The organism is Methylobacterium frigidaeris, assembly GCF_022179185.1.
Classification (GTDB): Bacteria; Pseudomonadota; Alphaproteobacteria; order Rhizobiales; family Beijerinckiaceae; genus Methylobacterium; species Methylobacterium frigidaeris.
Map to the genome: position 1 here is coordinate 19,132 of NZ_BPQJ01000015.1, position 25,609 is coordinate 44,740.

Sequence of the window (25,609 nt, forward strand, 5' to 3'; positions counted from 1 at the left end):
GTTGCGCGCTCAGCCGGCCACCGCCGCGGGGCGTTGCGCGACGTAGGCCGTCCGCCGACCCGGCACGAAGCCCACGCTCTCGTAGAAGGCGTGCACCCGCGGATCGGCCCGCCCGCTCTGCATCAGGACGTGGTGGCAGCCGCTCGCCCAGGCATGGGCGAGGGCCGCCCGGACGACGGCGCGGCCATGCCCGCGCCCCCGGTGGTCGGGATGGGTGACGACGTTCTCCAGGAAGCCGTGGGAGCGCCCACCGCGCAGGAGGTTGGGCGCGGTGACGAGCATGCAGGTGGCCGCGATGCCTCCGTCCCCGTCCGAGACGAAGACGGTGACCCCCGGATGCGCCAGCGTCTCCTGCCACAGGCGCTCGGCCCGCGCCGGTGGCTCGGCGACGGCACTGACCTTGGACGCGGCGAAGAGCGCCAGGAGCGACGGCAGGTCGGAGGGGAGGGCGGGCCGGGCGGTCACTCCCGCTCCAGCGGCCGCATCACCGCGTAGAGCGCGTTCTTCGCCTCGAAGCCGATGCCGGGCACGTCCGGCATCGCGACCCGGCTGTCCTCCACCGGGACCGCATCGGCGAAACCGCCGAAGGGGGCGAAGACGTCCGGATAGCTCTCGTTGCCGCCGAGCCCCAACCCCACCGCGATGTTGAGGGCGAACTGGTGGCCGCCATGGGGCACGCAGCGCCGCGGGGACCAGCCGTGAGAGCGAAGAACCTCGAGGGTGCGCAGGTACTCGACCAGCCCGTACGACAGGGCGGGGTCGAATTGCAGGATGTCCCGGTCCGGCCTCAAGCCCCCGTGGCGGATCAGGTTGCGGGCATCCTGGTGCGAGAACAGGTTCTCGCCGGTGGCGAGCGAGCCGTCATAGGTCGTGGCGAGCGCCGCATGCGCCAGGCAGTCGAGGGGATCGACGGGCTCTTCGTACCAGCGCAGGCCGTAAGGAGCGACCGCCCGGCCGAAGCGGATCGCCTCCTCCAGCGTGAAGCGGCCATTGACGTCGACGCAGAGGCGGGAGCCGTCGCCGCCTAGCACGCTGAGCACCGCCTCGATCCGGGCGATGTCCTCCTCGAGCGGCACCAGCCCGACCTTCATCTTCACGGTGCTGTAGCCGCGGTCGAGATAGGAGCGCATCTCGTCCTTGAGGGCGTCGAGGCCCTTGCCCGGATAATAATACCCGCCGGCGGCGTAGACCCAGGCCCTGGCATCGGCGTCGCCGCCGCGGTAGCGGTCGGCGAGCAGTCGCCACAGCGGCACGCCCTTCGCCTTGGCCAGCGCATCCCACAGGGCCATGTCGAGCACGCCGACCGCCACCGAGCGCTCGCCGTGACCGCCGGGCTTCTCGTTCTTCATCATCGCCGCCCAGGCCCGGTGCGGATCGATGAGCCCGTCCTCGCCCTGGATGTCCTCGGGTGCTGCGGCGAGCAGGCGCGGGATGAAGCGCTCGCGCAGCAGCCCTTGCGGCGCGTAGCGGCCGTTCGAGTTGAAGCCGAGGCCGACGACCGGGCGGCCGTCGACCACCAGATCGGTCACCACCGCGACCACGCTCACCGTCATGGTCGAGAAGTCGATCCAGGCGTTGGCGATGTCCGACTTGATCGGCGCGACGACGTCGCGGATGGCGGTGATGCGCATGGCGGATCCCTCACGAGCCTGAGGGTCGTCTCGTAGGGGCGCATGCCCGCGCTGGCAAATGCGAGGGACGCGCGCGGCGTCAGCGCGCCGTGCCGTTCTTCTGCGCTCCGGGGCCGGTGCCGGGCGAACCGCTACCGGTCGGGCCGTCGCGCTGCACGGTGGGGCCGGGGCCCATATTGCCGCCGCTCGACCCTTGCGAGCCCGTGGAGCCCATGCTGCCCGGGTTGTTGCCGCCGATGCCGGTGCCCGGCGGCTGGCTCGACATGCCCGAGCCGGTATTGCCGCTCGAGGGCGGGGCGGTGCCGGCGCCGTTGTTGATGCCCTGGGCAGAGGCGGTGCCGGCCGCGAATGCGAAGGAGAGGGCGAGGAGGGAAGCGCGAATCGGCATGGGGCGTTGTCCGTGGTTCGGGATGCGATCGGACCGGGGCAACGGCAGGAGCGGGCCTCCGTTCCCGTCCGGGCGCCGGCGCCGGCGTCGCGCGAAAGCGGGCTCAGGGCCGACGCATGGGGCCGCCCGTTGTGCGAACGGCCTGGCCTAACAAGCCGGCACGATGGCTTGGCAGAATAGCTTGGCAGAATGTCTTGGCATCCTGACCGCTCTGCATGCAGAGTATGCGGGCTGTCGTCCGGCCGTCACGGAACGGCGGCTATCGCCACCCGGCAGAAGGTGGCGCGGATCTTGAAAGGGAGTGCGCGGGGTCCGGTCGCGATCCGTCCCGTGCAAAGGAGTTGAGATGCAGGTGTTCCTGATCGCCCTGGGGCTCGTTGCCGTCCTGGTCGCCGTCGGCGTGTTCGGTCATCATCCCGATACCCGTGAGGATCCGGTTCCCCGGCGGCGCACCTGAGCGGACAGCACGCGGCGCAACGGTCGCGTCCCTGCCGCGTTAGAGTTTGCGGGCGGCCGCGCAACCGGCCCCACGGAGTCAGGTTCTCCTGCGACAGGAGCCCATCATGCCCGCATCGCGTTCGCTCACCCGCGCGCTTCTCATCGGCGCGCTCGTCTCCGCCGGCTCCCTCACGCAGGCGCAGGGCCTTCCCGACCAGACCGGCACCGGGGGCGGGCCGCGCTCCACCATCACGGCGCCGAATACCAGCTCGGTCGGTCAGACCGTGCCGCATCCCAGCGCGGTCGATCAGCGCCTGGAGCGCCGGATCGACGATCGTACCCGCCAGGAGCGGGTCGACGACCGGATCGACACCGGCATCTGCATCGGCTGCAACCGATAGGCTGATCGTCAGCCGAGCATCTCGGCGAGCCGCGCCCGGGCGCGGTTGATCCGGCTCTTCACGGTACCGACCTGGCACTCCATTGCCGTCGCGATGTCCTCGTAGGAGAGGTCGTGCACGGCGGAGAGCAGCAGTGCCTCGCGCTGGTCCGGCACCAGACGGTCGAGGGCGCCCTGCACGTCGCGCAGGTCGAGATGGCCGTACTGCGCCGGCAGCGAGACCAGGCTCGCGGCGAACAGTCCGTCGGGATCGCCGACCTCGCGCGCTCGCTTCTGGTGCTCGGAATAGAAGCTGTTGCGCAGGATGGTGTAGAGCCAGGCCGACAGGTGGGTGCCGGGGACGAACCGAGCTTGCGCCGCCCAGGCCTTGAGCAGGGTCTCCTGCACCAGGTCGTCGGCGCGGGTGCGGTCGTTGCACAGGGTCAGGGCCCGGCGCCGCAGCCGCGGCACTTCCGCGAGGAGGTCGTGGCGGAAGGTCTCTGCCGGGGCGGTGTCGAGCCCGGCGAGGGCCGCGGCGAGACGGGCGACCAGCGCTTGCAGATGCGCGGAGGTTGGGAGGGCGGCATCGTCGTAGGCGGCGCGCAGGGCTGCCCCGAGATGGGCCTGGATGCCGGCCGGCAGGGAAGGCGCCTCGGCGCACCCAGGGTCGGTCCGGTCCGAATTGGTGTTGGGCGACGACGCCATCGTGCGGTCTCCGGTGACCGACGCTTAAGGCATGCCCAGTCGTACCATTACAATGATCCTGGCGTACTAGTCCTTCCGGTCATCCGGGACGGCCATCGCCCGATCCCCCAGACCCCGCACCAGGGACAGGGCCACCGCGCAAAATCCCGCCATGATCCAGAACGCCCCCGCCCCAAGGGCACCGTAGAGCGGACCGGCCGCCAGCGTCGCGAGGGTGGTGGCGAGACCGAGGCCCAGGGTGCCGTAGAGGGTCTGGGCCGTCGCCGCGAGGGCGGGAGGCACGGTCCGGCCGAGGATCCGCATCGCCGCGAGATGCAGGAGCGCGAAGGTCAGCCCGTGCAGGGCCTGGATGCCGACGAGGGCCGGCAACGCGACGGTGAGCGCCGCCACCGACCAGCGCACCATTCCGGCGCCGGCCGCCAGGGCCAGGGCGCCGGCGGGGCCGAGGCGGGCGAGGAGCGGTGGGCCGAGGACGAGGAAGACCAGCACCTCTGCTGCCACCGCCTCGGCCCAGAGCAGGCTCGCGGTCGCCGGGCTCAAGCCCGCCGCGCCCCAGCGGATCACCGCGAACGCGTCGTGCACCGCGTGGCTGCCGATCACCAGGGCCGCCACCGCGACGAGGCGGCGGAAGCCCGGCGCGCGCAAGAGCAACCCGGCCCCGGCCGTGACCGGCGCCCCGGTCCCGGTCGCTGCTGCCGGCAGGCGGAGCGTCGCGCCGGCGAGGGCCGCGAAGGCGGCGGCGCCCGCGACCGGCAGGGCCGCGAGGCCGAGCAGCGCCGTGACCTGACCGGCCGCCAGGGTGCCGGCGATGAAGGCGGCGGAGCCCGCGCCCCGCACGGTGCCGTAGGCGAAGCGGGCGGCCTTGGCGGTGGTCTCGGTGGCGGTCAGCGCCAGGGCGTCGGCGAGCGGTGCGAGCGGCGCCGTCGCAGCAGCGTGGGCGAGGCCGGCCAGCATGAGCCCGGAGAATCCGTGACCGGCGAGGTACAGGAGGGCGCTGGCGGCCGACAGGGCGGCGCAGGCCGCGAGCACGCCCCTTCCGGCGGCGAGCCCGTCGGCGAGGCGACCGGCGATGGGGCCGGCGGCGAGCCGGATGCCGGTGCCGGCGGCGAGCACCAGCCCGACCTCGGTGGGCGAGAGCCCGCGCTCGCTGAGGAGCGCGGGCAGGAACGGCGTGGTCAGGCCGTAACCGGCATAGAGCGCGGCGTAGACGAGGAGGAAGCGCGGCAGCACGGTTCCGACTTGCATCGCGCAAGTCTACCCGGATGTCCGGTCTGTCGCGCGGCCGGTCAGAGCAGGCCGGCGCCGTGCGGATGGTCCCGCGGTGGCTCGACCGTGACGATGGCCCCGAGGCCGAGAACGAGGGCGCCGGCGGCGCAGAAGGCGAGGGAGAGGGCGGCGATGATCATGGGCGTGAGCTTCGCGATTCCGTGCTTAACGCGAGCTTGCCGAACAGGGTGAAGAGAGGGAAAACCCCAGCATCCACACCATGTCGGCGAGTGGGTGCGGCGACGCCGCCACGGTCACGCAAACGCCATCATCGCTGGAGGAACGCCTGTGGAATACCGCACGCTCGGAAAGTCCGGCCTGAAGGTCTCTCCCCTCTGCCTCGGCACGATGATGTTCGGCGGGCCGACCCCCGACGACGAGGCCGAGCGCATCGTCGCGGATGCCCGCGAGCAGGGGATCACCTTCATCGATACGGCGAACGCCTATACCGAGGGGCGCTCGGAGGAGGTGGTGGGCCGGGCCATCGCCCGCGACCGCGACGCCTGGGTGCTCGCCACAAAGGTGGCGAACCCGATGGGGAAGGGGCCGAACGACCGCGGCCTGTCCCGGGCCCACATCGTGCAGGCCTGCGAGGCCAGCCTGCGGCGGCTCAACACCGACCGGATCGACCTCTACTACCTCCACAAGGAGGATCACGAGACGCCGCTGCCTGAGACCGTGCGGGCGATGGCCGATCTGATCCGGGCCGGCAAGGTGCGGTATTTCGGGGTCTCCAACCACCGCGCCTGGCGCGTCGCCGAGATCTGCCGCCTGTGCGACGAGCACGGCATCGACCGGCCGGCGGCGAGCCAGCCCTATTACAACGCCCTCAACCGGATGCCGGAGGTCGAGCACCTGCCGGCCTGCGCCCATTACGGTCTCGGCGTCGTGCCCTACTCGCCGCTCGCCCGCGGCGTGCTGACGGCGAAGTACCGCCCCGGCGAGGCCCCGCCCGAGGGCACCCGCGCGGGCCGCGGCGACACCCGGATGATGCAGACCGAGTGGCGGCCCGAGAGCCTGCGCATCGCCGAGCAGCTGAAGGCCCACGCGGAGGCGAAGGGCGCCTCGGTGATCGACTTCGCGGTGGGCTGGGTGCTCAACAACCGCGCCGTCACCGCGGTGATCGCCGGACCCCGCACCTTCGACCAATGGCGGTCCTACGCGAAGGCGCTCGACTACCGCTTCACCCCGGAGGACGAGGCCCTGGTCGACGGCTTGGTGCCGGCGGGCCATCCCTCGACGCCGGGCTACACCGATCCGGCCTATCCGCTCGAGGGCCGGACCACCTGGACGGCCGCCCGCGACTGAGCCACGCTCTTCGTCGTCAGGCTAACGGCACATCCGGTGTGGATGACGCCGGTCCGACGGCGATTTCCTCTTGGAACGCGCCGCGCACGGCTTAGTTGTTGACGCTATGTGCCCAGGCATGTCCACTGTTCGACCCTGGGAGACGGGTTGCAGACCGGAGGAGACCGATGGCGATCAAGACCACCAAGAAGGCCGAGACGAAAGCCGAGCCCGAAGCCGCCCCGAAGGCCGCCAAGGCCGCCCCGAAGGCCGCCGCCAAGAAGGACGACGCCAAGGATGAGGGCAAGGACGCCGGCAAGGGCAAGAAGGTCGCCGCTCCGAAATCCGGCGACAAGCCGAACGCCCTGCAGAAGCCGCTGCAGCCGACGCCCGAGCTCGCCGCCATCGTGGGCGACAGCCCGATCCCGCGTGGCGAAGTGGTGAGCAAGGTGTGGGACTACATACGCACCCACTCGCTCCAGAACCCGGAGAACAAGCGCGAGATCCTCGCCGACGACAAGCTGAAGAAGGTCTTCGGCAAGGACAAGGCGACGATGTTCGAGATGAACAAGTACCTCGCCCAGCACCTGAAGTAAGGCGGCCGGGCTCCTCCCGTCCGGATGGTCGCGCGCCGCGGCCATCCGTCCCCTGCCGGGGCAGGCGCGGGATCGGGCTATGCACCGACGCTCGCACGGACCGGCCCGACGCGCCCCGTGTCTTTCCCGGCTTGCCGAACGATCCCTGCCGGGTGATCCGATGCCCCAGGCCCGCGATCCGGACGAGTCCGGCCGACGGCGCGCGATCGCCGCCCTCCTGTTCCTGATCGTCCTGGTGGCCGGCGGCGTCTGGCTCGCCGATGCGCTGCGCCGGGAAGCGGCGCGCGAGGATTGCCTGGCGAGCGGCCGGCGGGATTGCGCGGTGCTTCGGTCGGATCCTTGATCGATGGAAGGATGCAGGCCGCTATCTGGTCGTTTCGTACGGGTTACCCCACTCGCGACCTCGTCCTGAGGTGCGGGGCGATCGAAGATCACGCAGCCTCGAAGGAGGGCTCCAGACGTCTACGTGATTCCTGGAGCCCTCCTTCGAGGCCGCTTCGCGGCGCCTCAGGACGAGGTCGCGGGCGGGACGAACCGATCCCGGTTTCCGATCTCGCCGCCCCGACCGCGCCAGGGAGCCACGTCCCGCTATCGGGACAAGATCAGCACCTTCGCGAGCGTGATCCAGAGCGGTTGAAGCCGGCCCGCGCGACGATGCGCTCGCGGGCGAGCCGTCCGGGTGCGTCAGCGCCGCACCCGAAGCCCGCTCGCGACGGCCCCGGTCAGCGCCAGCGCGCTCGCCAGCCACAGCACCGTCGCGGTGCCGCCGGTGTGAAGATAGCCGAAGATCACCGCCACCACGGCGGCGCCGAGGGACTGGCCGAGGAGGCGGGCGGTCGATTGCATGCCGCTCGCGCCGCCGCTGCGCTCCCGCGGGGCGCTGGTGATGATGACCTTGTTGTTGGGCGACTGGAACAGTCCGAAGCCGAGGCCGCACAAAGTCAGCCGCAGGGCGATCGCGAGGGGCGAGGCGTCCGGGGGGGCGCTCGCCATCAGGGCGAGGCCGGCCGACAGGGCGACGAGGCCGATGCCGCCGAGCAGCCCCGGCGGGTAGCGGTCGGCCAGCCGCCCCGCGAAGGGGGCGATCACCGCGATGGCGATCGGCCAGGGCGTCATCAGCACCCCGGTCTGGGTGCTCGTGAGGTGGAGGACGTCCTGGAAGTAGAACGGCAGCGCCACGTAGGCCATCATCTGGGCCGAGAACGAGCAGACCGAGCTCACCATCGACAGCGCGAAGACCGGGATGCGCAGGAGGTCGATCGGCAGGAGCGGCGCCGGCAGGCGGGCCTGCATCCACACGAAGGCGGTGCCGACGAGGACCGCCCCGGCGAGCAGGGCAAGCGCCGTGCCGCTCCGGCCCGGCTCGCCGAGCCCGTCGACGCCGGTGATCAGCAGGCCGAAGAACAGCGCGTTGAGGAGCGCGCTGAGGGCGTCGAAGCGCGCGCCGCTGCGCGGCGTCACCGGCAGCATCCGGGTGGCAAGCGTCAGCGCCGCCAGCCCGAGCGGCACGTTGACGAGGAAGAGCCACGGCCAGCTCGCCACCGACAACACCGCCGCCGCGACGCTCGGACCTGCCGCCGAGGCGATCGCCACGATGAGCGCCATGGTGCCGACACCGCGCCCGATCATCCGATGCGGGTAGATGAAGCGCACGAGCGCGATGTTGACGCTCATGATCCCGGCGGCGCCGAGCCCCTGGACGATGCGGGCCGCGACCAGCACCGGCAGCGAGCCGGCCAGCGCGCAGGCCAGCGACGCGGCGGCGAACAGGGCGAGGCCGGTGCAGTAGACCCGCTTGTAGCCGAGGATGTCGCCCAGGGACGCGAGCGGCAGCAGGGCGGCGGTGACCGCGAGCTGGTAGCCGTTGGTGACGAAGATCGCGGCGCCCGGGCTGACTTGCAGGTCCCTGGCCATCACCGGCAGGGCGACGTTCACGATGGCGCCGTCGAGCACCGCCATCGACATGGCGATGCCGATCGCCAGCATCGCCCACAACCTCTCCCGGGTCGGCAGGCCGTCGGCCACCTCCGCCGCCACCGGCTCCACCGCTCCCGTCATCCGTCCCGCGCTCCTCGTCCACGCCCCTCGCCGCCCCCGGAGGCGTAGCCCAAAGCCGCGCCCGCCGCACCTGCCCGCAGCCTCATCCCGGCCCTGCGCAGAGGGCGTCAATAGCCGGTGGGCTGCCCTGTGAAAGAGGATTGACAGGTCGGCCCCAAGGCGTCTGGAGCCCGCCGCGGTGCGGGCGGCGCCTGCACGCCCCGCTACCTCGTCCAGGAACCATCGACACCTTGCCGAGCGACAGTCAGGATCGATCGCGCCGTCGGCTGTTCGCTGGGACGGAGGCGGTCGACAGGTGGGCCGGCACCACCAGACCCGCGGTGTCGCGGGTCGAGAGGCCGGGCCCTGTTCGTCGTCGCGCTGCGGGCGTTCAAGCGGGTCGATGGCGGGAGCGTCGCCCTGATGTTGTCGGGACGCGATGGGCCTCGGTGCCCAGGGGCTCGGACTGGTGCGACAGGTCGGAAGAGGCCGACAGCAGCGATCTCACCGGCATCCCGGACGGACAGCAGGCAGAGGATCGGACCCGCGCGACCGGTCGAGCCGAGAGAGTGTCCCGGTCACGCGATGGCTGCACAGCAAGACGGCCTAACTGTTACGACGATGACGACGCAAGGTCATCTGCTCGCATCGTGCAACTGTCCGCAGATCGTGCCGAGCAACCTCCGGCGGCACAGGTCGGATGGCCGGGGGCAGGGCGGCGGACCCGGGCCGCCATGACACAAGGAGGGATGCGCGGCCGGCGGCGGTCGTGGGCAATGCACGATTTTATTTCCTGACTGTCGTCACTTCAACTCGTCGCCCTTCCTCGCCGTAAGCATTTGTTCGGGAGTGACCCGTAATCGATGGATGCAATGGGGGCCGTGCGGCCGCCGGGAGGGATGCGATGCCCGACGAGAGGACCTTCGTCCTCGTGACCGACAGGCCGGACCGCAGCGCCGCGATCAGCGCGGCCCTGCGGGGAATCGGGATCTGCGATGTCGTCGGCCCCGAGGAGACGTGGCGGGACCGCCGGGCGCTGGCCGGCGTCGTCTCCGACCTGACGTTGTCGCGGCCGGAGGCCGACCATTGCCTGCGCGCGCTCCAGCGCCGCTTCGCCGACCGGCACCTGCCGTTGATCTGCCTCCTGCGCAAGGCGACCCAGGACACTCTGCGCCACGCCAAGACCCTCGGGGCGACGGCGTGCATGCCCGCCTACCTGCCGCCCGAGACCGTCGTGGCGGCCCTGGCCAACCAGGTCGGCATCATCGCTGGCCGGGCCGAGCAGGCGGTGAGCCAGGGCGTGGTCCGGGCCGGGGAGGCGCTGAACGGCCTCATGGCCGAGGCCCGCGCCGGCCAGCCGGTCCGCATAGGCGCCGTTGAGGCCGGGCTCGGCCCGATCCTGACCGCGGTGCAGGAGGGCGGCCTCGCCCGCTGGCTCGACACGGTCTGGACCCACGACGACGCCACCTACCAGCATTGCCTGCTGGTGGCCGGCCTCGCCGCGCAATTCGCCCTGCATCTCGGCTTCCGGCACGAGGACCAGTTCCGCTTCGTGCGCGCCGCGCTGATCCACGATGTCGGCAAGGCCCGCATCCCCCTCGAGATCCTCAACAAGCCCGGCCGCCTCGACCCAGGCGAACTGGCGGTGATGCGCACCCACGCGGCCATCGGCCACGAGGTGCTGCGGGCGGGCGGCGAGCGCGACCCTGTCACCCTCTCGGCCGTCCGCCACCACCACGAGATGCTCGACGGCTCCGGCTATCCCGACGGCCTCGCCGGCGGTCAGATCGGCGACATGGTCCGTCTGCTCACCATCTGCGACATCTACGCCGCCCTCACCGAGCGCCGCCCCTACAAGTCCCCGATGCCGATGGCCGACGCGATGGCCATCCTCGCCGCCATGGAGGGCAAGCTGGAGGCGCGCCTGGTGCAGTCCTTCGGCGAAGCGATGGCGGCGGCGAGCTGAGCGCAGACCGGCCCCACGGCATCGTCGGGCCGTGCAGGCTGCCGCACCGGACCGCGCGCATCGCCCACCCCGTGCGGGACAGCGGCGGTGCCGTGCTCGTCACGGATTGCCCGTCTCCGGCACCGTGCCGCTCTGCCGCCTCGCATCCTCCTCGGCCTTCCGGCGCGCCGCTTCCGCCGCGCGCGCCGCTTCCGCGGCCCTCGCGGCCTCGGCCGCCCTGGCCGCCTCCTCCGCCCGCTGCTTCTCCTCCGCCCGCTGCCTGGCTTGCCGGGCCTCCTCGACCGCCCGCGCACGGTCCATCTCCAGGCGGCTGCGGCGGCGGGCAAGCTCGTTGCGGTCGGCCTCGACGGTCTCGATCTTGTCGAGTTCGCGCTGCAGCACCACCGCCGCCAGGACGTTGCTGAGCGGGACGAGGTCGAGCTCGCGCTGCGGCCGGGCCAGCGGGCCGACGAGGGCCAGGCCCAGGGTCGGCGCCGGGGCCGTCCAGGCCCGGGGCGTCGCGGTGGTGGTGAGCGTGCCGCGAACGTCGAGGCGCCAGCTCTTCGCGTCGACCTGCACCAGCCCGGTCCAGGCGGCGGGGCCGAGGTCGAGAGACAGGCTCCCGGTGCGCAAGACTCCGCCGACCATCGAGGCCGGCACCGAGACGGGGCCCGCCAGCACCAGGGGCCCGCGGTCGAACTCCTCCGACACCACCCGCTCGACCCGGCCGGCGCGCAGCGGGTCCTCCTCGGCGAGGAGCCGGGTCAGGGCGCGCTGCACCGCCGCCGGGTCGAGGTCGCGCAGGGACAGCCCGGCGAGTTCCAGCCCGCCGCTGCCGGCGAGGTTGCCGACGAGGGCGGCCGGGCTGTCGCCCGCCGCCCCGAGGCGCAGCCGCACGGTCACCTGGCCTTTGACCGCGTCGCCGCCGGTGAGAGCCTGGAGCGAGGCCGCCGTCAGGCGGCCCTCCGCCGCGACCGTCGCCTGGGCGCCCTGGCGCGCCAGGGTGGCGCTGCCGGCGAGCTGCCCGCCCGCCAGGCCGGCGGCGAAGTCGCGCAGGCTCAAGCCCTCGGGCCCGAGCCCGAGATCGAACCGCGCCCATTCCGCCGCGAGGCCGCGGCCGAGATCGAGCCGCCGCACCGTCATCGCGACCTGTCCGGCGACCGGCGGCGCCGGGCCCGAGCCGAAGCGGGCGGCGGACCAGACCCCGGGGCCGCCGCCCGGCGGCGCCCCGGGATTCAGCACCAGCGCCCCGGCGAGCCAGGGCAGGGAGAGCCGTTCGAGCGAGATGCTGCCGGCGACCTCGCCGCCGGCCGGCCGGGTCAGTGTCGCGTCGATCGCCGATCCGGCGAGGGTCCCGGTCACGACCATGCGCGGAACGTCGCCGGCGCGGCCGAAGCCGAAATTCAACCGCGCCGGCACCGGGTCCGGCAGGGCCGGGCCGGCGCCGAGAAGGCCGGCCAGCGGCCGCAGGTCGGGCGTGGCGAGGGTCAGGGCGCCGTCCTGGAGCGGGCCGGCGGCCGGCAGCAGCAGCGGCCGTGCGGTGGCGATGGCGGCTCCGGCGATCTCGGCGTCGAGGGTCAGGCTCAACGGTCCGCTCACCCCGGCCCGGCGCCCGGCGAGGTGCAGGCTCGCCGGCATCGCCAGGGCCGGATCGGTGGGCCGGCCGAGCCAGCGGCCGGAGGCCACGCCGTCGAGGCGCGCGTCGAGGTCGTCGAGCCGTCCGGCCCGGGCGGCCAGCGACAGGCCGAGGCGGCCGCCGGCGGCGCTGCCGCGGGCCTGGCCGCGCAGGCGACCTTCCTCAGCCCCGGACTCCCGCTCCAGCACCACGTCGACGGCGACCGGGCCGTCGCGCAGGAAGCCCGGCAGCCGCCGCGCCTCGTCCACGAAGGTGCGCGACACGAGGTCGATCAGGGGGGCGGCCACCGGGGCGCTTACCCGCCCGATGATGCGCCCGGCGCCGTCGGCGCCGATCCGGCCCGAGAGGCTGGCCCGTGCCCCGGCGAGGTCGCGCACCTCCAGGCTGTCGAGGCGAAGCGCGGCGCCCTCGGATTGCAGGCTGGCGGCGATCTCCCCGGTGCGGGTCCCGGTCGGGCCGTAGTGCAGGTCGCGGGCGAGCAGGGTCAGGCCGACATCGTGGTCCTGCAAGGCCGCGATGGCACCGCGCATCGGCGGCAACTCCGCCACGTCGAGCCCATCGGCGATGATTTGAGCGTCGAAGCGCGGGCGGGCCTGGTCCGGCCCGGCCGGGCTGTAGCGGGCGCTGCCGGTGATCGTCGCGGGGCCCAGAGCCACCCGGGCGTTGTGCAGCGAGAGCACCGGCAGCGCCGCCGCCACGTCAGCCTCCGCCGAGAAGGGACGGCCGTCGAGGAGCCCGGTGAGCGAGCCGCCGAGGCCGAGCCGGTCGAGGAGGCGGGCGAGCCGGTCCGAGCTGGGAGCGTCGACCGCCGCGTGGCCCGAGAAGCCGCCGCTCGGCGTGACGTCGCCGCCGAGCGCCAGCGCCAAGCCGCCGGCGGCCGTGCCGGCGAGCCGCCGCAGGGTCACGGCGCCGGACGGGCGCAGCACGGCACTCAGAGCCGCGCCGCTCCATTCCTCGCGGGCGAGCGTCAGGCTGTCGACCGCAACGTCGAGCGCCAGGGTGCCGGGGAGGGAGGCGGGCGACAGGCCCCGGCCGAGGAGAGCCTGGCCGGTGGCGCTCATCAGGAAGCCGTCGAGGTCGAGGCGGCGGGCCTCCAGGTTCATCGTCGCCCGGGCCGTCGCGAGGTCGAGGCTGCCGCGGCCGGTGAAGCGCAGGGGCGCCTCGCCCGGCACCTCGACGTTCAGGGACTCGAAGGTGGCGAGCCGGCCCTTCGCCCTGAACCCGCCCTGCACCGAGACGGGCAGGGCGGCGCCCGCGGCCTGGGCCGGCGGCCCCACCACCAGGCGGGCCGTGCCGGTCGCCTCCGGCACCCCGCCGCCCTCCGGACCGGCCGCCAGGCTCACCCGGGCGTCGAGGTCGAGCCGGGGCACCGTGTCGCCCCCGGTACCGAGCTTCACCGGCACCGTCCCGTCCGGGCCCGGCGCGCCGGTGGTGAGGCGGAACGGGACCGCCTCGACGGTGCCCTCCGCTCGCCACGGGCCGGCGAGGCGCGGCGCGGAGAGCCGGACATTCTCGGCATAGACCTGGTCGGTCCGCCCGGTCGCCGCCACCCGGGTGGTGACGAGGAGCTGGGCCACGCGCAGGTCCTCGACAGCGAGATCGCGCGCCTCGCCGACGCCCGGCGGCGTCAGGAAGCTGCCGGCCTCGGTCATCGGCAGGGTCACCTCGCCGCGGCCGATCCGGGTCTCGGTGAAGCGGATCTCGCCGGAGAGGAGCGGGGTGAGCGCGATTTCCGCCTTGACGAAGCGCGCGTCGAGGGAGGGCCGGTCCCGCCCAGTCGCGAGCCTCAGGTGGTCGACCCGCAGGCGCGGCGAGGGCAGGAGGCGGACCTCGAGGCGCCCGTCGCTGCGAGCCTCGACCCCGAGCGAGCGGCCGAGCGCGGCGTCGAAGGCGGTGCGGTAGGAATCCCACGGGATGAAGGGCGGCGCGATCAGGGCCGCGGCGAGGATCAGGATGACGAGGCCCGCCAGGGCGGTCAGGATGTCGCGCACCGTGCTGTCCGTGCCGCCCCGCGAGGAGAGCGCCGCCTCATGTTCGTCCGACGGCCCGACGGGCCGTACCCCGATGACAGCGCTAGCATATCGGCACCGGAAACGCGGGCGAAATCCGGAGGGATCGCACCGCGAGAGCGGCCCCCCGATGCACCCGCGCAACGCTTGTCGCCCGCCTGACAGGGTGGGCCGACGCTGTTAGAGCGGCGACGTGACCAGATCGACGGATCCGATGCGCTACTATCTCGGCCTCGCCACCACCTTCCACGACCCGGCCCTCGCCCTGGTCGGGCCGGACGGCACGGTGCTCTTCGCCGAGGCGACGGAGCGCTACCTGCAATACAAGCGCGCCCCGAACTGCGAGCCGGATTCGGCGCCCCGCATGGCGGGCCTGCTCAAGGCCTACCTGCCGCCCGGCGCCGAGCTCGTCGTCGCCGCCACCTGGGGGCCTGAATTCAGCCGCTACCTCGCCGGTCAGGCGGGGGCCGGGGCGTTCGGGCTCGAGGCGTTGCGCGCGCATTCCCCCGCCCTCAACCGCTCCCTGGTGCCGGAGCGGGCCGAGCGCACCTTCATCGCCGAACTGGCGCTGGCTCAAGGGAGAGCCGGCTATGGCACGCTGCTCGGCCTCGACCGGGCCCATGGTGGCCGCTCGACCATCGCGGCCCTGCGGCGCTATCCCCACCACCTGACGCATGCGGCCTACGGGTTGTGGGGCTCGCCGTTCCGGGACGCCACCTGCCTCGTCGTCGACGGCATGGGCGAGACCGGCGCCTCGGCGATCTACCGGATGGAGGCGGGGCGTCTCATCGAGGTGAAGCGCCATCGCGGCCGCGAATCGGTCGGCTTCTTCTTCGGCCTCGTCACCGACCTCGCCGGGTTCGACCAGACCAAGGGCGAGGAATGGAAGATCATGGGGCTCGCCCCCTACGGCCGCCAGGACCCCGACCTGATGGCCGCGCTCCGCCGGCTCTACCGGATCGAGGACGGCCGACTGCGCTTCTCCGATGCCACCACCGTGCAGGCGGTGGCCGACGAGATCCGCGCCCGGCGCCCGGCGGAGTCCGAGATTGAGGGCTGGGCCGACCTCTCGGCCTGCGGCCAGGCGATTTTTTCCGAGATGATGGACGTGCTGGTCGCCGAGGCGTGGCGGCTGGCGCCGCACGAGAACCTCGTCGTCACCGGCGGCTGCGCGCTCAACTCGTCCTATAACGGCCGCCTGCTCGGGCGCTGCGAGTTCCAGCACCTCCACGTGCCCTCCGCACCCGCCGATGACGGCAACGCGCTCGGTGCGGCCTGGCTCGCCTTCCAGGAGGACAACCCGGACTGGACCGGGCCGGGGCGGCTCGCCACGCCCTATCTCGGCTCGCTCGTCTCGACCGAGCCGCTGGAGCGGATGGTCGGCTGGGAGCCGCGGCTCAGGCATCTCGGCCATGACGGGGTGACGGAAGCCGCGGCCGATATCCTGGCGGCGGGCGGGCTCGTCGGCTGGGTGCAGGGGCGGGCGGAGTTCGGGCCGCGGGCGCTCGGCAACCGCTCGATCCTGGCCGATCCGCGCCCGGTCGACGCCAAGGCGATCCTGAACGGCAAGGTGAAGTACCGCGAGGCCTTCCGGCCGTTCGCGCCCTCGATCCTGGCCGAGGCCGGGCCGGACTGGTTCGAGGATTACCAGGACAGCCCCTACATGGAGCGTACCCTGGTCTGGCGGCCCGAAGTGAGGGCGCGGGTGCCGGCGGTGGTGCACGAGGACGGTACCGGACGCCTCCAGAGCGTGACGGAGGAGCGCAACCCGGCCTACGCCGCCCTGATCCGGGCCTTCGCCGGGCGGACCGGCGTGCCGATCCTGCTCAACACCAGCTTCAACGTGATGGGCAAGCCGATCCTCCACACCGCCGAGGACGCGATCCTGATGTTCGCCACCACCGGCCTCGACGCCGTGGTGATCGAGGACTGGATCCTGGTGAAGGATGGGGTGAAGATGTGAGACGGGCCGGCCCCGTTCCCGGGTGCCGGCCCCTGACGCTTGGCGACGCCTGCGAGGCTTACTCGCAGACCTCGACGCGCTTGTAGGTGAAGGACTCGTCGTCGAGCCACACCTTGCGGCGCTCGAAGTGGCAGATCGGGCCGCGGCGCGGGCGCACGATCACGGTCTCGGGCTCCTCGACATAGACCCGGCGCGGCGGCGGCACGACATAGGCCGGCGGCGGGGGGGGCGGCTGCATGCCGTTCATGATCGCGCCGGCCGCGACGCCGCCGAGCACGCCGGCCGCCGCGCCGCCGATGATCGCCGCGCCGACATTGTCGCGGGCCTGGGCCTGGGGTGCGGCGGTGACGAAGAGGGCGGCGACGAGCGCCGCGCCCGCGCCGAGGCGCGGAAGGCCGTAAGAGGTCGGAGCGCGCACGCTGAGGGTCTCCCGAAGGTGTTGGCGCGAGAATGCGAGGGACTGCTTAACGAAGTGCCAAACTTGCCGCCCGACCGATCAGTCGAACGGCACGGCCCGGGGCCGACGAAAGCCTCGCGCCGTCGGGCTCAAGCTGTGGTGCCGGTTTGCGGCGATTTCCGGGTATGCCCACGGTTCCGGCTGTGGTGTGTATTTCGGGTGACGGTCGCGTCGACGAGAGCGTCCCCGGACGCGAGAAGAGCCGCCATCACGGCGGCCCTTCTCGCGTTACATGTTGATCAGCGCGTTGGCGGTGCCCACGACCGTCATGGCGAGGCCGCCGGCCAGGACGCCGATCATGCCGTAGGACACGGCGCGCAGAAGCTTCATCTCGCTCATTTCCATCTCCTTGAGGTCAGCAGCGGTAGCCGCCGGCGGTCTGGCCGTACTGCTTGACCGGGAAGTTCTGCTGCTTGGCGTTGCCCTCGGAGGCCGAGCTCATCGGGCAGGCGCCGTAGAACGGTACGCTGGTATTGGCACGGCCGCCGATCGAGCCCGTGGTCTCGACATCCTGGCTCCAGAACGGGTTGGCGGGGGAGTGGGCGCTGACGGCCATGGCGGACGAGAGCGGGGCAGTGCCGAGGACGAGCGCCGTGAGGATGGTGGCGATGCGCGTTTTCATATAATGTTAATCCCTATTGACTGCGAATGACCGTATCGTCGGCCTGTAGGTTTCTCGATGATTAGAATATACTCGATGGAAAATCGCCACGCCGTGTTCCGGCGCACGCGGCGTAATGGATTAAATATCTGTGAGGTGGACCTGGACGTGCGGGAAGCGGAGCCGTTCACCGCGTGCAGGACGCACTCCCTCTCGGACAACCGCGCTTGGCGCTGCCGCGCGGTGACCAGATAGCGCAAAGACGGCGTTGGATGACCGCGTAGGCAAGCCCGTCCGGATCATCTTCCCTTTCCCGGACGCGCCAGTCGTCCGGGAAAGGGGGAGCTGACAGAAGGCGATGCGCCCAATGGGGACGGGGACGTGCCACTGTCGTGTACCGTGGTCAGTCCATCAGTGGAGTGACGTAGCGCGCCAGGGCCTCCTCGCCGGGAGGCCGGCACCCCCCTCTCACCCCTCCATCGCGATCAATGCCGCGTCACCCCCCGCCGCCGCGGTGTTGACCGTCACGGTCTGCTCGGTGGCGAAGCGGGTGAGGTAGTGCGGCCCGCCGGCCTTCGGGCCGGTGCCGGAGAGGCCGTGGCCGCCGAAGGGCTGCACGCCGACCACCGCGCCGATCATGTTGCGGTTGACGTAGACGTTGCCGGTGGAGAGCCGCGACACCACCCGCTCCACCGTGGCGTCGATGCGGGAATGCACGCCGAGCGTCAGGCCGTAGCCGGTGGCCTCGATCCGGTCGAGCTCCCGGTCCAGATCGGCGGCCTTGTAGCGGGCGACGTGCAGGATCGGCCCGAACACCTCCTCGGTCAGGGCCTCGGGGCCGGCGATCTCGTAGATCTGCGGCGCCACGAAATGGCCCTCGCCCGGCACCTCGCCGGCGTAATGCGTCGTCGCGCTGCGGCGCATCGCGGCGCCGTGCTGGTCGAGGCGGGTGCGCGCCTCGGCGTCGATCACCGGGCCGACATGGGTCGCAGGGTCGCGCGGATCGCCGAGGCGGAGCTCCTTGGCGGCACCCGCCACCATCCCGATCACCTTGTCGGCCACGTCCTCCTGCACCAGCAGCAGGCGCAGGGCCGAGCAGCGCTGGCCGGCGGAGCGGAAGGCCGAGGTCACGACGTCGTCGGCGACCTGCTCGGGGAGGGCGGTGGCGTCGACCAGCATGGCGTTGATGCCGCCGGTCTCGGCGATCAGCGGCACGATCGGACCGTCCTTGGCGGCGAGGGCCCGGTTGATGTGGCGCGCCACCTCGGTCGAGCCCGTGAAGACCACGCCCGCCACCGCGGGATGCGCCACCAGCGCCGCCCCGACCGCACCGTCGCCCGGCACGAAATGGAGGGCGGAGGGCGCGATGCCGGCCCGGTGCAGCAGGCGCACGGCCTCGGCCGCGACCAGCGGCGTCTGCTCGGCGGGCTTCGCCACCACCGCGTTGCCGGCCATCAGCGCCGCGGCGATCTGGCCGACGAAGATCGCGAGCGGGAAGTTCCACGGCGAGATCGCCACGAACACGCCGCGGCTGCGCAAGGTCAGCCGGTTGCTCTCGCCGGTCGGGCCCGGCAGGGCCTGCGGAGCGCCGAAGAGCGTGCGCCCCTGCGCCGCGTAGTAGCGGCAGAAATCCACCGCCTCGCGCAGCTCCGCCACCGCGTCGTCGAGGGTCTTGCCGGCCTCGGCCTGGAGCAGGTGGATCAACCGGCCGGTCGAGGCCTCCATCGCGTCGGCGGCCCGTTCCAAGGCCGCGGCGCGCCGCTCCGCCGGGATCCGGCCCCAGGCAACGGCACCTTTGCGGGCCGCCAGCATCGCCGCCATCGCGGTCTCGGGCGAGGCCTCCGCGACGGTGCCGACGACCGTACGGGCATCGCTCGGGCTCACCACGTCGCGCGGCGTGCCGGCTTGCACGATGCCGTCGATCACCGGCGCCGCCTCGGCGGGGCCGCGGCTGGCTGCGACCGCGTCGGTCAGGCGCTCCAGGCCAGCCCGGTCGCCGAACTCGACGCCGGCGGAATTGATCCGCTCCGGCGCGAACAGCTCGGCGGGACGCCGGAGCTTCGGGTGCCGGGCGCGGTCGGGATTGCCGACGCTCTCGGCCGGGCGGCGCAGCAGGGTCTCGACCGGCACCGCCGGGTCGGCCGCCTGGGAGACGAAGGAGGAGTTGGCGCCGTTCTCGAGGAGCCGCCGCACTAGGTAGGCGAGGAGGTCGCGATGGCCGCCGACCGGCGCGTAGGTGCGGCAGGCCGCACCCGGCACGGCGGCGAGCAGCCGCGCGTAGAGCGCCTCGCCCATGCCGTGCAGGCGCTGGAACTCGTAAGTCCCGGCTTCCGGCCCGGCCCGCTCGACGATCGCCGCGACGGTGAGCGCGTTGTGGGTGGCGAATTGCGGGAAGAGCCGCGGCCGGTGCGCCAGCATCCGCTCGGCCGCCGCCAGGTAGCTCAGGTCGGTCATGCTCTTGCGGGTGAAGACGGGGTAGTCGGGCAGGCCGCGCTCCTGCGCCCGCTTCACCTCCGTGTCCCAGTAGGCCCCCTTGACGAGGCGCACCATCAGCCGCCGGTCGAGGCGGGCGGCGAGGTCTGCGACGTGATCGATGACGGTGAGGCAGCGCTTCTGGTAGGCCTGGACCGCGAGGCCGAACCCGTCCCAGCCGGCGAGCGCAGGATCGCCGAGCACCGCCGCGACGACGTCGAGGGAGAGTTCGAGCCGGTCCGCCTCCTCGGCATCGACCGTGAAGTTGAGGTCGTAGCTCTTCGCCGCCTTCGCGAGGTCGAGGAGCACCGGCACCAGCTCCGCCATCACCCGCTCGCGACTGAGCGCCTCGTAGCGCGGATGCAGCGCCGAGAGCTTGACCGAGATGCCCGGCCGGTCCGGCAGCGGCCGGTTGCCGGCGGCCCGGCCGATCGCCTCGATGGCACTCGCGTAGGACGCCGCGTAGGCGCGGGCGTCCTCCGCCGTGCGGGCTCCCTCGCCCAGCATGTCGAAGGAGTAGCGGTAGAGGCGCCCTTGCCCGCTCGCCGAGCGCTTGAGCGCGGCCTCGATCGTCTCGCCGAGCACGAAATGCCCGCCCATCACCCGCATCGCCTGGCGGGCGGCCTGGCGGACGGCGGGCAGCCCGAGGCGCTTGGCGAGGCCGGCGAGGATCCCCTCCGGCGTGTCGCCGGGCTGGATGATCCGGGCCGAGAGGCCGAGCGCCCAGGCCGACGAGCGCACCAGCAGGGCGTCGGAGCGGGTGGCGTGCTGCTCGAACCCGCCGAAGCGCAGCTTGTCCTCGATCAGCCGGTCGGCGGTGGCGGCGTCCGGCACCCGCAGCAGGGCCTCGGCCAGCACCATCAGGGCGAGGCCCTCCTTGGTCGAGAGCGAGTATTCGCGCAGCATCGCCTCGACGCCGCCGAGACCCCCGCTCTCCTGCCGGATCGCCCCGACGAGGTCGCGGGCCAGCGCATCGACCTTGGCCTCGCGCTCGGGCGGCAGGCCGCCCCGCTCCAGGAAGAGGCGGGCGAGGGCGGCATCGTCTGCCGCGTAGGGCGCGTGAAAGACGGGGAGCGGGGCGGGCATCGGGGCGGATCCGGGCGAGGCGCTGGTGACGATCCTCAGCTTAAATCGCCTTCCGCCGTGCTTCGATGGCGCTTATCGCCGGTTTGCCGCAGGATCGGCGGTGAAACCGGGGTTTGAGAGAGACAATGACGGACGGGCTCGACCGGGTCGATCGGCAGATCCTGAAGATCCTTCAACGCGAGGGACGCATCCCGAACGTGGAGCTGGCGGAGCGGGTTGGGCTGTCGCCGACCGCCACCGGCGAGCGCCTGCGCCGGCTGCAGAAGGACGGGGTGATCACGGGTTTCGGCGCCCGGCTCGACCCGCAGCGTCTGGGCTTGAGCCTGCTCGTCTTCGTCGAGGTCTCGCTCGACAAGACCACGCCCGACGCCTTCGCGCGCTTCGCGGCGGCCGTGCGGCGGGCACCGGAGGTTCTGGAATGCCACATGGTCGGGGGCGGGTTCGACTACCTGGTCAAGGCCCGGGTCGCCGACATGCCGGCCTACCGGCGCTTCCTCGGCGAAGGCTTGCTGTCGCTCCCGGGGGTGAACAACACCCGCACCTACGCGGTGATGGAGGAGGTGAAGAGCGACGGCGTGCTGCCGCTCTAATCCCGCGTTCCATGCGCCCGGTGCATGATTCGGCTGCGACATAACGGAGCTTTGCAGCGGCTGCGGAGTTGGCAGAGGGCGCAGCGTGTCGCAGTCTCGCAGTCATCAAGCCGCCGAAGAGCGGCCCGCCACGAATGGAGGTACGCCGATGGTCAATCCGAACCGCCTGGTGAAATCCGCCTGGATCGCTGCCGAAGTCTCGCGCGAGAAGTCCGAGAAGGTCCTGGTGGTCGAGGCCTATATCGCGGTCTCTCCGCTGGAGAGCGGCTATGATGCCGGCCGTTACGGCCGCCTGGTCGAGGATGTGCGCCGCATCCTGGCCGACAACCCGGATATCGACCGGGCTTCGATCCTGAGCGTCCACCGCGAATCGCGCTGCGCGGCGTTGTTCCGCCGGGGCGCCTGCCACGAAGAACGCCAGGAGGAGCGCCGGCCCGAACTTGTGGCCTGAGCGCCCCGTCGCGTCTCGCGACCGGTCTTCCAACCCTCAGTGTCGTCCCGGGTTCTCGCCCGCGGCGAGCGCCGGGATGACGCGGAGAGGGAATGGCGTCGCGCAACGGCGACGGCGGGACCCCGGAAGGCCCCGCCCCGAAGCACCTTACAGCCCCTCGAACAGAGCCGACGAGATGTAGCGCTCGGCGAAGGAGCAGGCGACCGTCACGATCCGCTTGCCCTTGAACTCCGGCCGGGCCGCGACCTCGAGGGCCGCCGCGACGTTGCCGCCGGTCGAGATGCCGCCGGGGATGCCCTCGATCCGGGCGAGCAGGCGTGCGGTGTCGAAGGCGGTCTGGTTGGAGACCGTCACCACCTCGTCGATCACGCCGCGGTCGAGCACGTTCGGCACGAAGCCGGCGCCGATGCCCTGGATCTTGTGCGGGCCGGGCTGGCCGCCCGACAGGACCGGAGAATCCTCCGGCTCGACCGCGATGACGCGGAGGTTCGGCAGGCGCGGCTTGATCACCTGGCCGACGCCCGTGATGGTGCCGCCGGTGCCCACGCCCGCCACGAAGGCGTCGAGCTGCCCCTGCGTGTCGTTCCAGATCTCCTCCGCGGTGGTCTTGCGGTGGATCTCGGGGTTGGCCGGGTTGTTGAACTGCTGGGGCATGATCGCGCCCGGGATCTCCTTCAGGAGTTCCTCGGCCTTGGCGATCGCGCCCTTCATGCCCTGTGGGCCGGGGGTGAGGGCGAGCTCGGCCCCGAGATAGGCCAGCATCTTGCGCCGCTCGAGCGACATCGTCTCGGGCATGACCAGGATCAGCCGGTAGCCCCGGGCCGCGGCCACGAAGGCCAGCGCGATGCCGGTATTGCCGGAGGTCGGCTCCACCAGGGTCCCGCCGGGCTTCAGCACGCCAGCGGCCTCCATGGCGTCGATCATGTTGACGCCGATGCGGTCCTTCACCGAGGCGATCGGATTGAAGAACTCGAGCTTCAAGAGGATCTCGGCGTCGATCCCGCGCTCCTTGGCGAGGCGGTTCAGGCGCACCAGCGGGGTGTTGCCGATGGTCTCGGTGATCGAGTCGTAGACCCGGCCGTGGCCGATCCGGCGGCCGGATTCCGAGGTGGCGGTGGCGTCGGCCATAGTGTCTCTCCCTCAAGGGCGCGTCGTCCGCCGCACGGGTAGCGGAAATCCGCCCTGCCGTCGAGGTATGCCGATTTATACAGTTTTGGACTGTAGAATAGCGTTCGGCCGACGTTCGGCTCTCGCCGGAACGGTGCCAGCGCCGCTGGGTCGACGGGCACCATTCCTGGCGTCGCGACAAGGGGCCATGAAGGCGACTCCGCAGCCCTCGCCAGTCTCGTAACCTTGGGTCAGAATGTCTCTCCGGCAAGCCCCACCTCGGTCAGTCCCGTCGAGGCGAGCCCCCGATCCGGCAGCCTCATCCGCCCGGGAGAACCGCATGTCCGAGACCCTGCACCGCACCACTCTCGAACCCGCTCCCCTCGAGGGTGCGCACCAGGCGCCGCTTCCGGCCGCGGGACCGCACCGGGTGGTGATCGTCGGCGGCGGCTTCGGCGGCCTCACCACGGCCCGGGGCCTCGGGGGCGCCGACGGCATCGCGGTCACGCTGATCGACCGGCGCAACCACCACCTCTTCCAGCCGCTGCTCTACCAGGTCGCCACCGCGGTGATCGCGCCGGGCGAGATCGCCGAGCCGATCCGGGCGATCCTGCGCTGGGACCGCAATGTCAGCGTGCTGATGGGCGAGGTCGAGGGCGTCGACACGGAGGGGCGCACGGTCGGTCTGCGCGACGGCACCCGCATCCCCTACGACACGCTGGTCCTCGCCACGGGGGCCACGCACAGCTATTTCGGCCACCCGGAATGGGAGCGCTACGCCCCGGGCCTCAAGACCCTCGACGATGCGCGCCGGATCCGCGCCCGGGTGCTCCTCGCTTTCGAGGCGGCCGAGCGCGAGGACGACCCGGCCGCCCGCGAGCGGCTGATGACCTTCGCGGTGATCGGCGGCGGTCCGACCGGGGTCGAGATGGCCGGCGCCATCGCGGGCCTCGCCCACCACGCCCTGTCGCAGGATTTCCGCCGCATCGACCCGAAACAGGCCCGGATCCTGCTGATCGAGGCGGCGCCCCGGGTGCTCGGCACCTTCTCGGAGGACCTCTCGGCCTACAGCAAGCGGGCGCTGGAGCATCTCGGCGTCACGGTGCTGACCGAGCACGCCGTCGAGGACGTGTCGGAGGAGGGCGTCACCGTGGCGGGCAAGCTGATCCCGGCCGCCACGATCGTCTGGGGGGCGGGCGTGCGCGCCTCGCCGGCGGGGGAATGGCTCGGGGTCGAGACGACGCGCCAGGGCCACGTCCCGGTCGGGCCGGATCTCGCGGTCATCGGCCGCCCCGGGATCTACGCGCTCGGCGACCTCGCCATGGCCAAGGCCGAGGACGGCAAGCCCCTGCCGGGCCTCGCCCAGGTGGCCGACCAGCAGGGCCGCTACCTCGGCCGCGCCCTGCGCGACCGCATCCTGCACGGCAAGGCCCCGAAGCCGTTCCGCTTCCGCAGCCGCGGCAACCTGGCGATCATCGGGCACAATTCCGGCGTGGTGCAATGGGACCACGTCAAGCTCAAGGGATTCCTGGCCTGGGTGGTCTGGGGCGTGGCCCACGTCTACCTGCTGGTCGGCTTCCAGAACCGCATCGTCGTGACCCTGCGCTGGCTCTGGGCCTATTTGAGCTTCCAGCGCGGCGCCCGCCTGATTTCCGAGCGCGACGAGGCCGTCATGGCCCTGATCCGCGGCACGCCGCCGGGCCGCATCCCTCCGCCCTGACCACCCTCGAGAGGTCCGTGCTGGCGAAAACCCCTTCCGACCTGCCGCCGACCCGCACCACCACGACCGATCGGCACCGCCTCAACTCCCCGCCCGCACCACCCGCGCCCCGGCCGCCTCGGCTTCCGCGCACTGCGCCTGCGTGGCGCCGGCATCGGTCACCAGGGTCCAGCGGCGGGGCAGCGGTGCCCAGGCCCCTTGCGTCGCACGGCCGAGCTTCGAGGAATCCATCAGCACCACGACCTCGCCCGCCTGCTCGATCATCAGCGACTTGAGGGCGACCTGCTCGATGGCCGCCTCGCACAGGCCGCGGCCGGCCACGAAACCGTCGCCGCTCACCACCGCCTTGTCGGCGGTGAGCCGGCGCAGGGCGGCCTCGGCCAGCGGCCCCATCGTGCTCATGCTCCCGGGCCGCACCGCGCCGCCGAGCACCGTCAGGGTGAGGCCCGGCGCGCCGGCGAGAACACCGACGAGGGGCAGGTTGTTGGTGATGATAGGGTGGCGCCGCCCGGCGAGGCCGGCCCCGAAGGCCGCCACGGTCGAGCCTCCGTCGAGGATCAGGATGTCGTCCTCGGCCAGCAGGGTCAGGGCGGCGCGGGCGATGGCGGCCTTCTCGGGCCGCGCTTGCGCCTCGCGCTCCGGCAGGCTCGTCTCAGGGAGAGGATGGGCGATCACGGCGCCGCCATAGGTGCGCCGGATCGTCTTCTCGCTCGCCAGTTGCTGGAGATCGCGCCGGATCGTCGAGGCGGAGACGCCGAAGCGCTCCGCCAGTTCCTCGACCACGACCTCGCCCGCCTGCAGCGCCTCGAGCAGCAGCGGGTGCCGATGCCGGCCGCGGGTCACGG

Annotated in this window: 21 protein-coding genes; 9 read left to right on the forward strand and 12 right to left on the reverse strand. The window is 72.4% G+C overall.

Annotation, left to right across the window (positions count from 1 at the left end; all coding sequences use genetic code 11):
• Positions 1–9: 9 nt before the first annotated feature.
• The 3 genes from MFF64_RS16745 to MFF64_RS16755 all read right to left on the reverse strand — a co-directional run bounded on the left by MFF64_RS16745 (position 10) and on the right by MFF64_RS16755 (position 2,019).
• Positions 10–465, reverse strand: a complete 456-nt coding sequence (locus MFF64_RS16745) for a GNAT family N-acetyltransferase (RefSeq protein ID WP_369010717.1) — start codon at positions 463–465, stop codon at positions 10–12.
• A complete protein-coding gene (locus MFF64_RS16750; protein ID WP_099907011.1) occupies positions 462–1,631 on the reverse strand; it encodes a mandelate racemase/muconate lactonizing enzyme family protein in 1,170 nt (389 codons plus the stop codon). The genes MFF64_RS16745 and MFF64_RS16750 overlap by 4 nt, the downstream gene beginning before the upstream one ends.
• Positions 1,632–1,710: 79 nt before the next feature.
• Positions 1,711–2,019, reverse strand: coding sequence for a hypothetical protein (locus MFF64_RS16755; protein ID WP_099907013.1), 309 nt, complete (start codon positions 2,017–2,019; stop codon positions 1,711–1,713).
• A 563-nt stretch (positions 2,020–2,582) separates the two neighbouring features.
• On the opposite strand from MFF64_RS16755, the gene MFF64_RS16760 reads away from it, so the two are divergent.
• Complete coding sequence (locus MFF64_RS16760; protein ID WP_099907015.1) at positions 2,583–2,858, forward strand: hypothetical protein; 276 nt, start codon at positions 2,583–2,585, stop codon at positions 2,856–2,858.
• Between the two features lie 8 nt (positions 2,859–2,866).
• On the opposite strand, the gene MFF64_RS16765 is transcribed toward MFF64_RS16760, so the two are convergent.
• Both MFF64_RS16765 and MFF64_RS16770 read right to left on the reverse strand, forming a co-directional pair.
• On the reverse strand, positions 2,867–3,541 hold the full coding sequence (locus tag MFF64_RS16765) for a sigma-70 family RNA polymerase sigma factor (RefSeq protein WP_099907017.1): 675 nt from the start codon (positions 3,539–3,541) through the stop codon (positions 2,867–2,869).
• Positions 3,542–3,607: 66 nt separating this feature from the next.
• Positions 3,608–4,786 carry an MFS transporter gene (locus MFF64_RS16770; RefSeq protein WP_099907019.1) on the reverse strand — a complete coding sequence of 393 codons (1,179 nt, stop codon included), beginning with the start codon at positions 4,784–4,786 and terminating at the stop codon, positions 3,608–3,610.
• A 309-nt stretch (positions 4,787–5,095) separates the two neighbouring features.
• Between MFF64_RS16770 and MFF64_RS16775 the strand changes: the two genes are divergently transcribed.
• From MFF64_RS16775 to MFF64_RS16785, 3 genes are all read left to right on the forward strand, one after another.
• The gene (locus MFF64_RS16775; RefSeq protein ID WP_099907021.1) at positions 5,096–6,115 is read left to right on the forward strand and encodes an aldo/keto reductase; all 1,020 of its coding nucleotides are present in this window, start codon (positions 5,096–5,098) and stop codon (positions 6,113–6,115) included.
• 167 nt (positions 6,116–6,282) lie between these two features.
• Positions 6,283–6,690, forward strand: coding sequence for an SWIB/MDM2 domain-containing protein (locus MFF64_RS16780; RefSeq protein WP_099907023.1), 408 nt, complete (start codon positions 6,283–6,285; stop codon positions 6,688–6,690).
• A 160-nt stretch (positions 6,691–6,850) separates the two neighbouring features.
• Positions 6,851–7,033: a hypothetical protein gene (locus tag MFF64_RS16785; protein WP_099907024.1), complete on the forward strand. Its 183-nt coding sequence runs from the start codon at positions 6,851–6,853 to the stop codon at positions 7,031–7,033.
• A 341-nt stretch (positions 7,034–7,374) separates the two neighbouring features.
• On the opposite strand, the gene MFF64_RS16790 is transcribed toward MFF64_RS16785, so the two are convergent.
• A complete protein-coding gene (locus MFF64_RS16790) occupies positions 7,375–8,748 on the reverse strand; it encodes an MFS transporter (RefSeq protein ID WP_238191611.1) in 1,374 nt (457 codons plus the stop codon).
• Positions 8,749–9,631: 883 nt separating this feature from the next.
• Between MFF64_RS16790 and MFF64_RS16795 the strand changes: the two genes are divergently transcribed.
• The gene (locus tag MFF64_RS16795) at positions 9,632–10,693 is read left to right on the forward strand and encodes an HD-GYP domain-containing protein (RefSeq protein WP_099905734.1); all 1,062 of its coding nucleotides are present in this window, start codon (positions 9,632–9,634) and stop codon (positions 10,691–10,693) included.
• Positions 10,694–10,792: 99 nt separating this feature from the next.
• Here MFF64_RS16795 and MFF64_RS16800 read toward each other — a convergent pair whose 3' ends face one another.
• On the reverse strand, positions 10,793–14,299 hold the full coding sequence (locus MFF64_RS16800; RefSeq protein ID WP_099905736.1) for an AsmA-like C-terminal region-containing protein: 3,507 nt from the start codon (positions 14,297–14,299) through the stop codon (positions 10,793–10,795).
• A gap of 232 nt (positions 14,300–14,531) precedes the next feature.
• Between MFF64_RS16800 and MFF64_RS16805 the strand changes: the two genes are divergently transcribed.
• Positions 14,532–16,280, forward strand: a complete 1,749-nt coding sequence (locus MFF64_RS16805; protein WP_238191709.1) for a carbamoyltransferase family protein — start codon at positions 14,532–14,534, stop codon at positions 16,278–16,280.
• Between the two features lie 58 nt (positions 16,281–16,338).
• Here the strand turns inward: MFF64_RS16805 and MFF64_RS16810 are convergent, their stop codons facing one another.
• The 3 genes from MFF64_RS16810 to putA form a co-directional block, all read right to left on the reverse strand.
• Positions 16,339–16,698, reverse strand: coding sequence for a hypothetical protein (locus tag MFF64_RS16810; RefSeq protein ID WP_099903852.1), 360 nt, complete (start codon positions 16,696–16,698; stop codon positions 16,339–16,341).
• Positions 16,699–17,092: 394 nt separating this feature from the next.
• Positions 17,093–17,359 (reverse strand): hypothetical protein, encoded by a 267-nt coding sequence (locus tag MFF64_RS16815; RefSeq protein ID WP_099903850.1) that lies wholly within the window; start codon positions 17,357–17,359, stop codon positions 17,093–17,095.
• A gap of 447 nt (positions 17,360–17,806) precedes the next feature.
• A complete protein-coding gene (putA, locus tag MFF64_RS16820; RefSeq protein ID WP_238191614.1) occupies positions 17,807–20,896 on the reverse strand; it encodes a bifunctional proline dehydrogenase/L-glutamate gamma-semialdehyde dehydrogenase PutA in 3,090 nt (1,029 codons plus the stop codon).
• 125 nt (positions 20,897–21,021) lie between these two features.
• On the opposite strand from putA, the gene MFF64_RS16825 reads away from it, so the two are divergent.
• Together MFF64_RS16825 and MFF64_RS16830 are read left to right on the forward strand one after the other, a co-directional pair.
• Positions 21,022–21,486 (forward strand): Lrp/AsnC ligand binding domain-containing protein, encoded by a 465-nt coding sequence (locus MFF64_RS16825; protein ID WP_060848166.1) that lies wholly within the window; start codon positions 21,022–21,024, stop codon positions 21,484–21,486.
• Between the two features lie 148 nt (positions 21,487–21,634).
• The gene (locus MFF64_RS16830) at positions 21,635–21,937 is read left to right on the forward strand and encodes a hypothetical protein (RefSeq protein ID WP_099901664.1); all 303 of its coding nucleotides are present in this window, start codon (positions 21,635–21,637) and stop codon (positions 21,935–21,937) included.
• A 147-nt stretch (positions 21,938–22,084) separates the two neighbouring features.
• Here MFF64_RS16830 and cysK read toward each other — a convergent pair whose 3' ends face one another.
• Positions 22,085–23,065 (reverse strand): cysteine synthase A, encoded by a 981-nt coding sequence (cysK, locus tag MFF64_RS16835; RefSeq protein WP_099901662.1) that lies wholly within the window; start codon positions 23,063–23,065, stop codon positions 22,085–22,087.
• Between the two features lie 319 nt (positions 23,066–23,384).
• On the opposite strand from cysK, the gene MFF64_RS16840 reads away from it, so the two are divergent.
• On the forward strand, positions 23,385–24,764 hold the full coding sequence (locus MFF64_RS16840) for an NAD(P)/FAD-dependent oxidoreductase (RefSeq protein ID WP_238191617.1): 1,380 nt from the start codon (positions 23,385–23,387) through the stop codon (positions 24,762–24,764).
• Positions 24,765–24,845: 81 nt separating this feature from the next.
• Here the strand turns inward: MFF64_RS16840 and MFF64_RS16845 are convergent, their stop codons facing one another.
• Complete coding sequence (locus MFF64_RS16845; protein ID WP_099904526.1) at positions 24,846–25,607, reverse strand: DeoR/GlpR family DNA-binding transcription regulator; 762 nt, start codon at positions 25,605–25,607, stop codon at positions 24,846–24,848.
• Positions 25,608–25,609 lie beyond the last annotated feature (2 nt).

What these genes read in the sequence shown, in the direction of transcription:
- MFF64_RS16750 (WP_099907011.1), bottom strand. Translation starts at nt 1,631, where the DNA reads ATGCGCATCACCGCCATCCGCGACGTCGTCGCGCCGATCAAGTCGGAC.
- MFF64_RS16755 (WP_099907013.1), bottom strand. Translation starts at nt 2,019, where the DNA reads ATGCCGATTCGCGCTTCCCTCCTCGCCCTCTCCTTCGCATTCGCGGCC.
- MFF64_RS16760 (WP_099907015.1), top strand. Translation starts at nt 2,583, where the DNA reads ATGCCCGCATCGCGTTCGCTCACCCGCGCGCTTCTCATCGGCGCGCTC.
- MFF64_RS16765 (WP_099907017.1), bottom strand. Translation starts at nt 3,541, where the DNA reads ATGGCGTCGTCGCCCAACACCAATTCGGACCGGACCGACCCTGGGTGC.
- MFF64_RS16770 (WP_099907019.1), bottom strand. Translation starts at nt 4,786, where the DNA reads ATGCAAGTCGGAACCGTGCTGCCGCGCTTCCTCCTCGTCTACGCCGCG.
- MFF64_RS16780 (WP_099907023.1), top strand. Translation starts at nt 6,283, where the DNA reads ATGGCGATCAAGACCACCAAGAAGGCCGAGACGAAAGCCGAGCCCGAA.
- MFF64_RS16785 (WP_099907024.1), top strand. Translation starts at nt 6,851, where the DNA reads ATGCCCCAGGCCCGCGATCCGGACGAGTCCGGCCGACGGCGCGCGATC.
- MFF64_RS16790 (WP_238191611.1), bottom strand. Translation starts at nt 8,748, where the DNA reads ATGACGGGAGCGGTGGAGCCGGTGGCGGCGGAGGTGGCCGACGGCCTG.
- MFF64_RS16795 (WP_099905734.1), top strand. Translation starts at nt 9,632, where the DNA reads ATGCCCGACGAGAGGACCTTCGTCCTCGTGACCGACAGGCCGGACCGC.
- MFF64_RS16805 (WP_238191709.1), top strand. Translation starts at nt 14,532, where the DNA reads ATGCGCTACTATCTCGGCCTCGCCACCACCTTCCACGACCCGGCCCTC.
- MFF64_RS16815 (WP_099903850.1), bottom strand. Translation starts at nt 17,359, where the DNA reads ATGAAAACGCGCATCGCCACCATCCTCACGGCGCTCGTCCTCGGCACT.
- putA (WP_238191614.1), bottom strand. Translation starts at nt 20,896, where the DNA reads ATGCCCGCCCCGCTCCCCGTCTTTCACGCGCCCTACGCGGCAGACGAT.
- MFF64_RS16825 (WP_060848166.1), top strand. Translation starts at nt 21,022, where the DNA reads ATGACGGACGGGCTCGACCGGGTCGATCGGCAGATCCTGAAGATCCTT.
- MFF64_RS16830 (WP_099901664.1), top strand. Translation starts at nt 21,635, where the DNA reads ATGGTCAATCCGAACCGCCTGGTGAAATCCGCCTGGATCGCTGCCGAA.
- cysK (WP_099901662.1), bottom strand. Translation starts at nt 23,065, where the DNA reads ATGGCCGACGCCACCGCCACCTCGGAATCCGGCCGCCGGATCGGCCAC.
- MFF64_RS16840 (WP_238191617.1), top strand. Translation starts at nt 23,385, where the DNA reads ATGTCCGAGACCCTGCACCGCACCACTCTCGAACCCGCTCCCCTCGAG.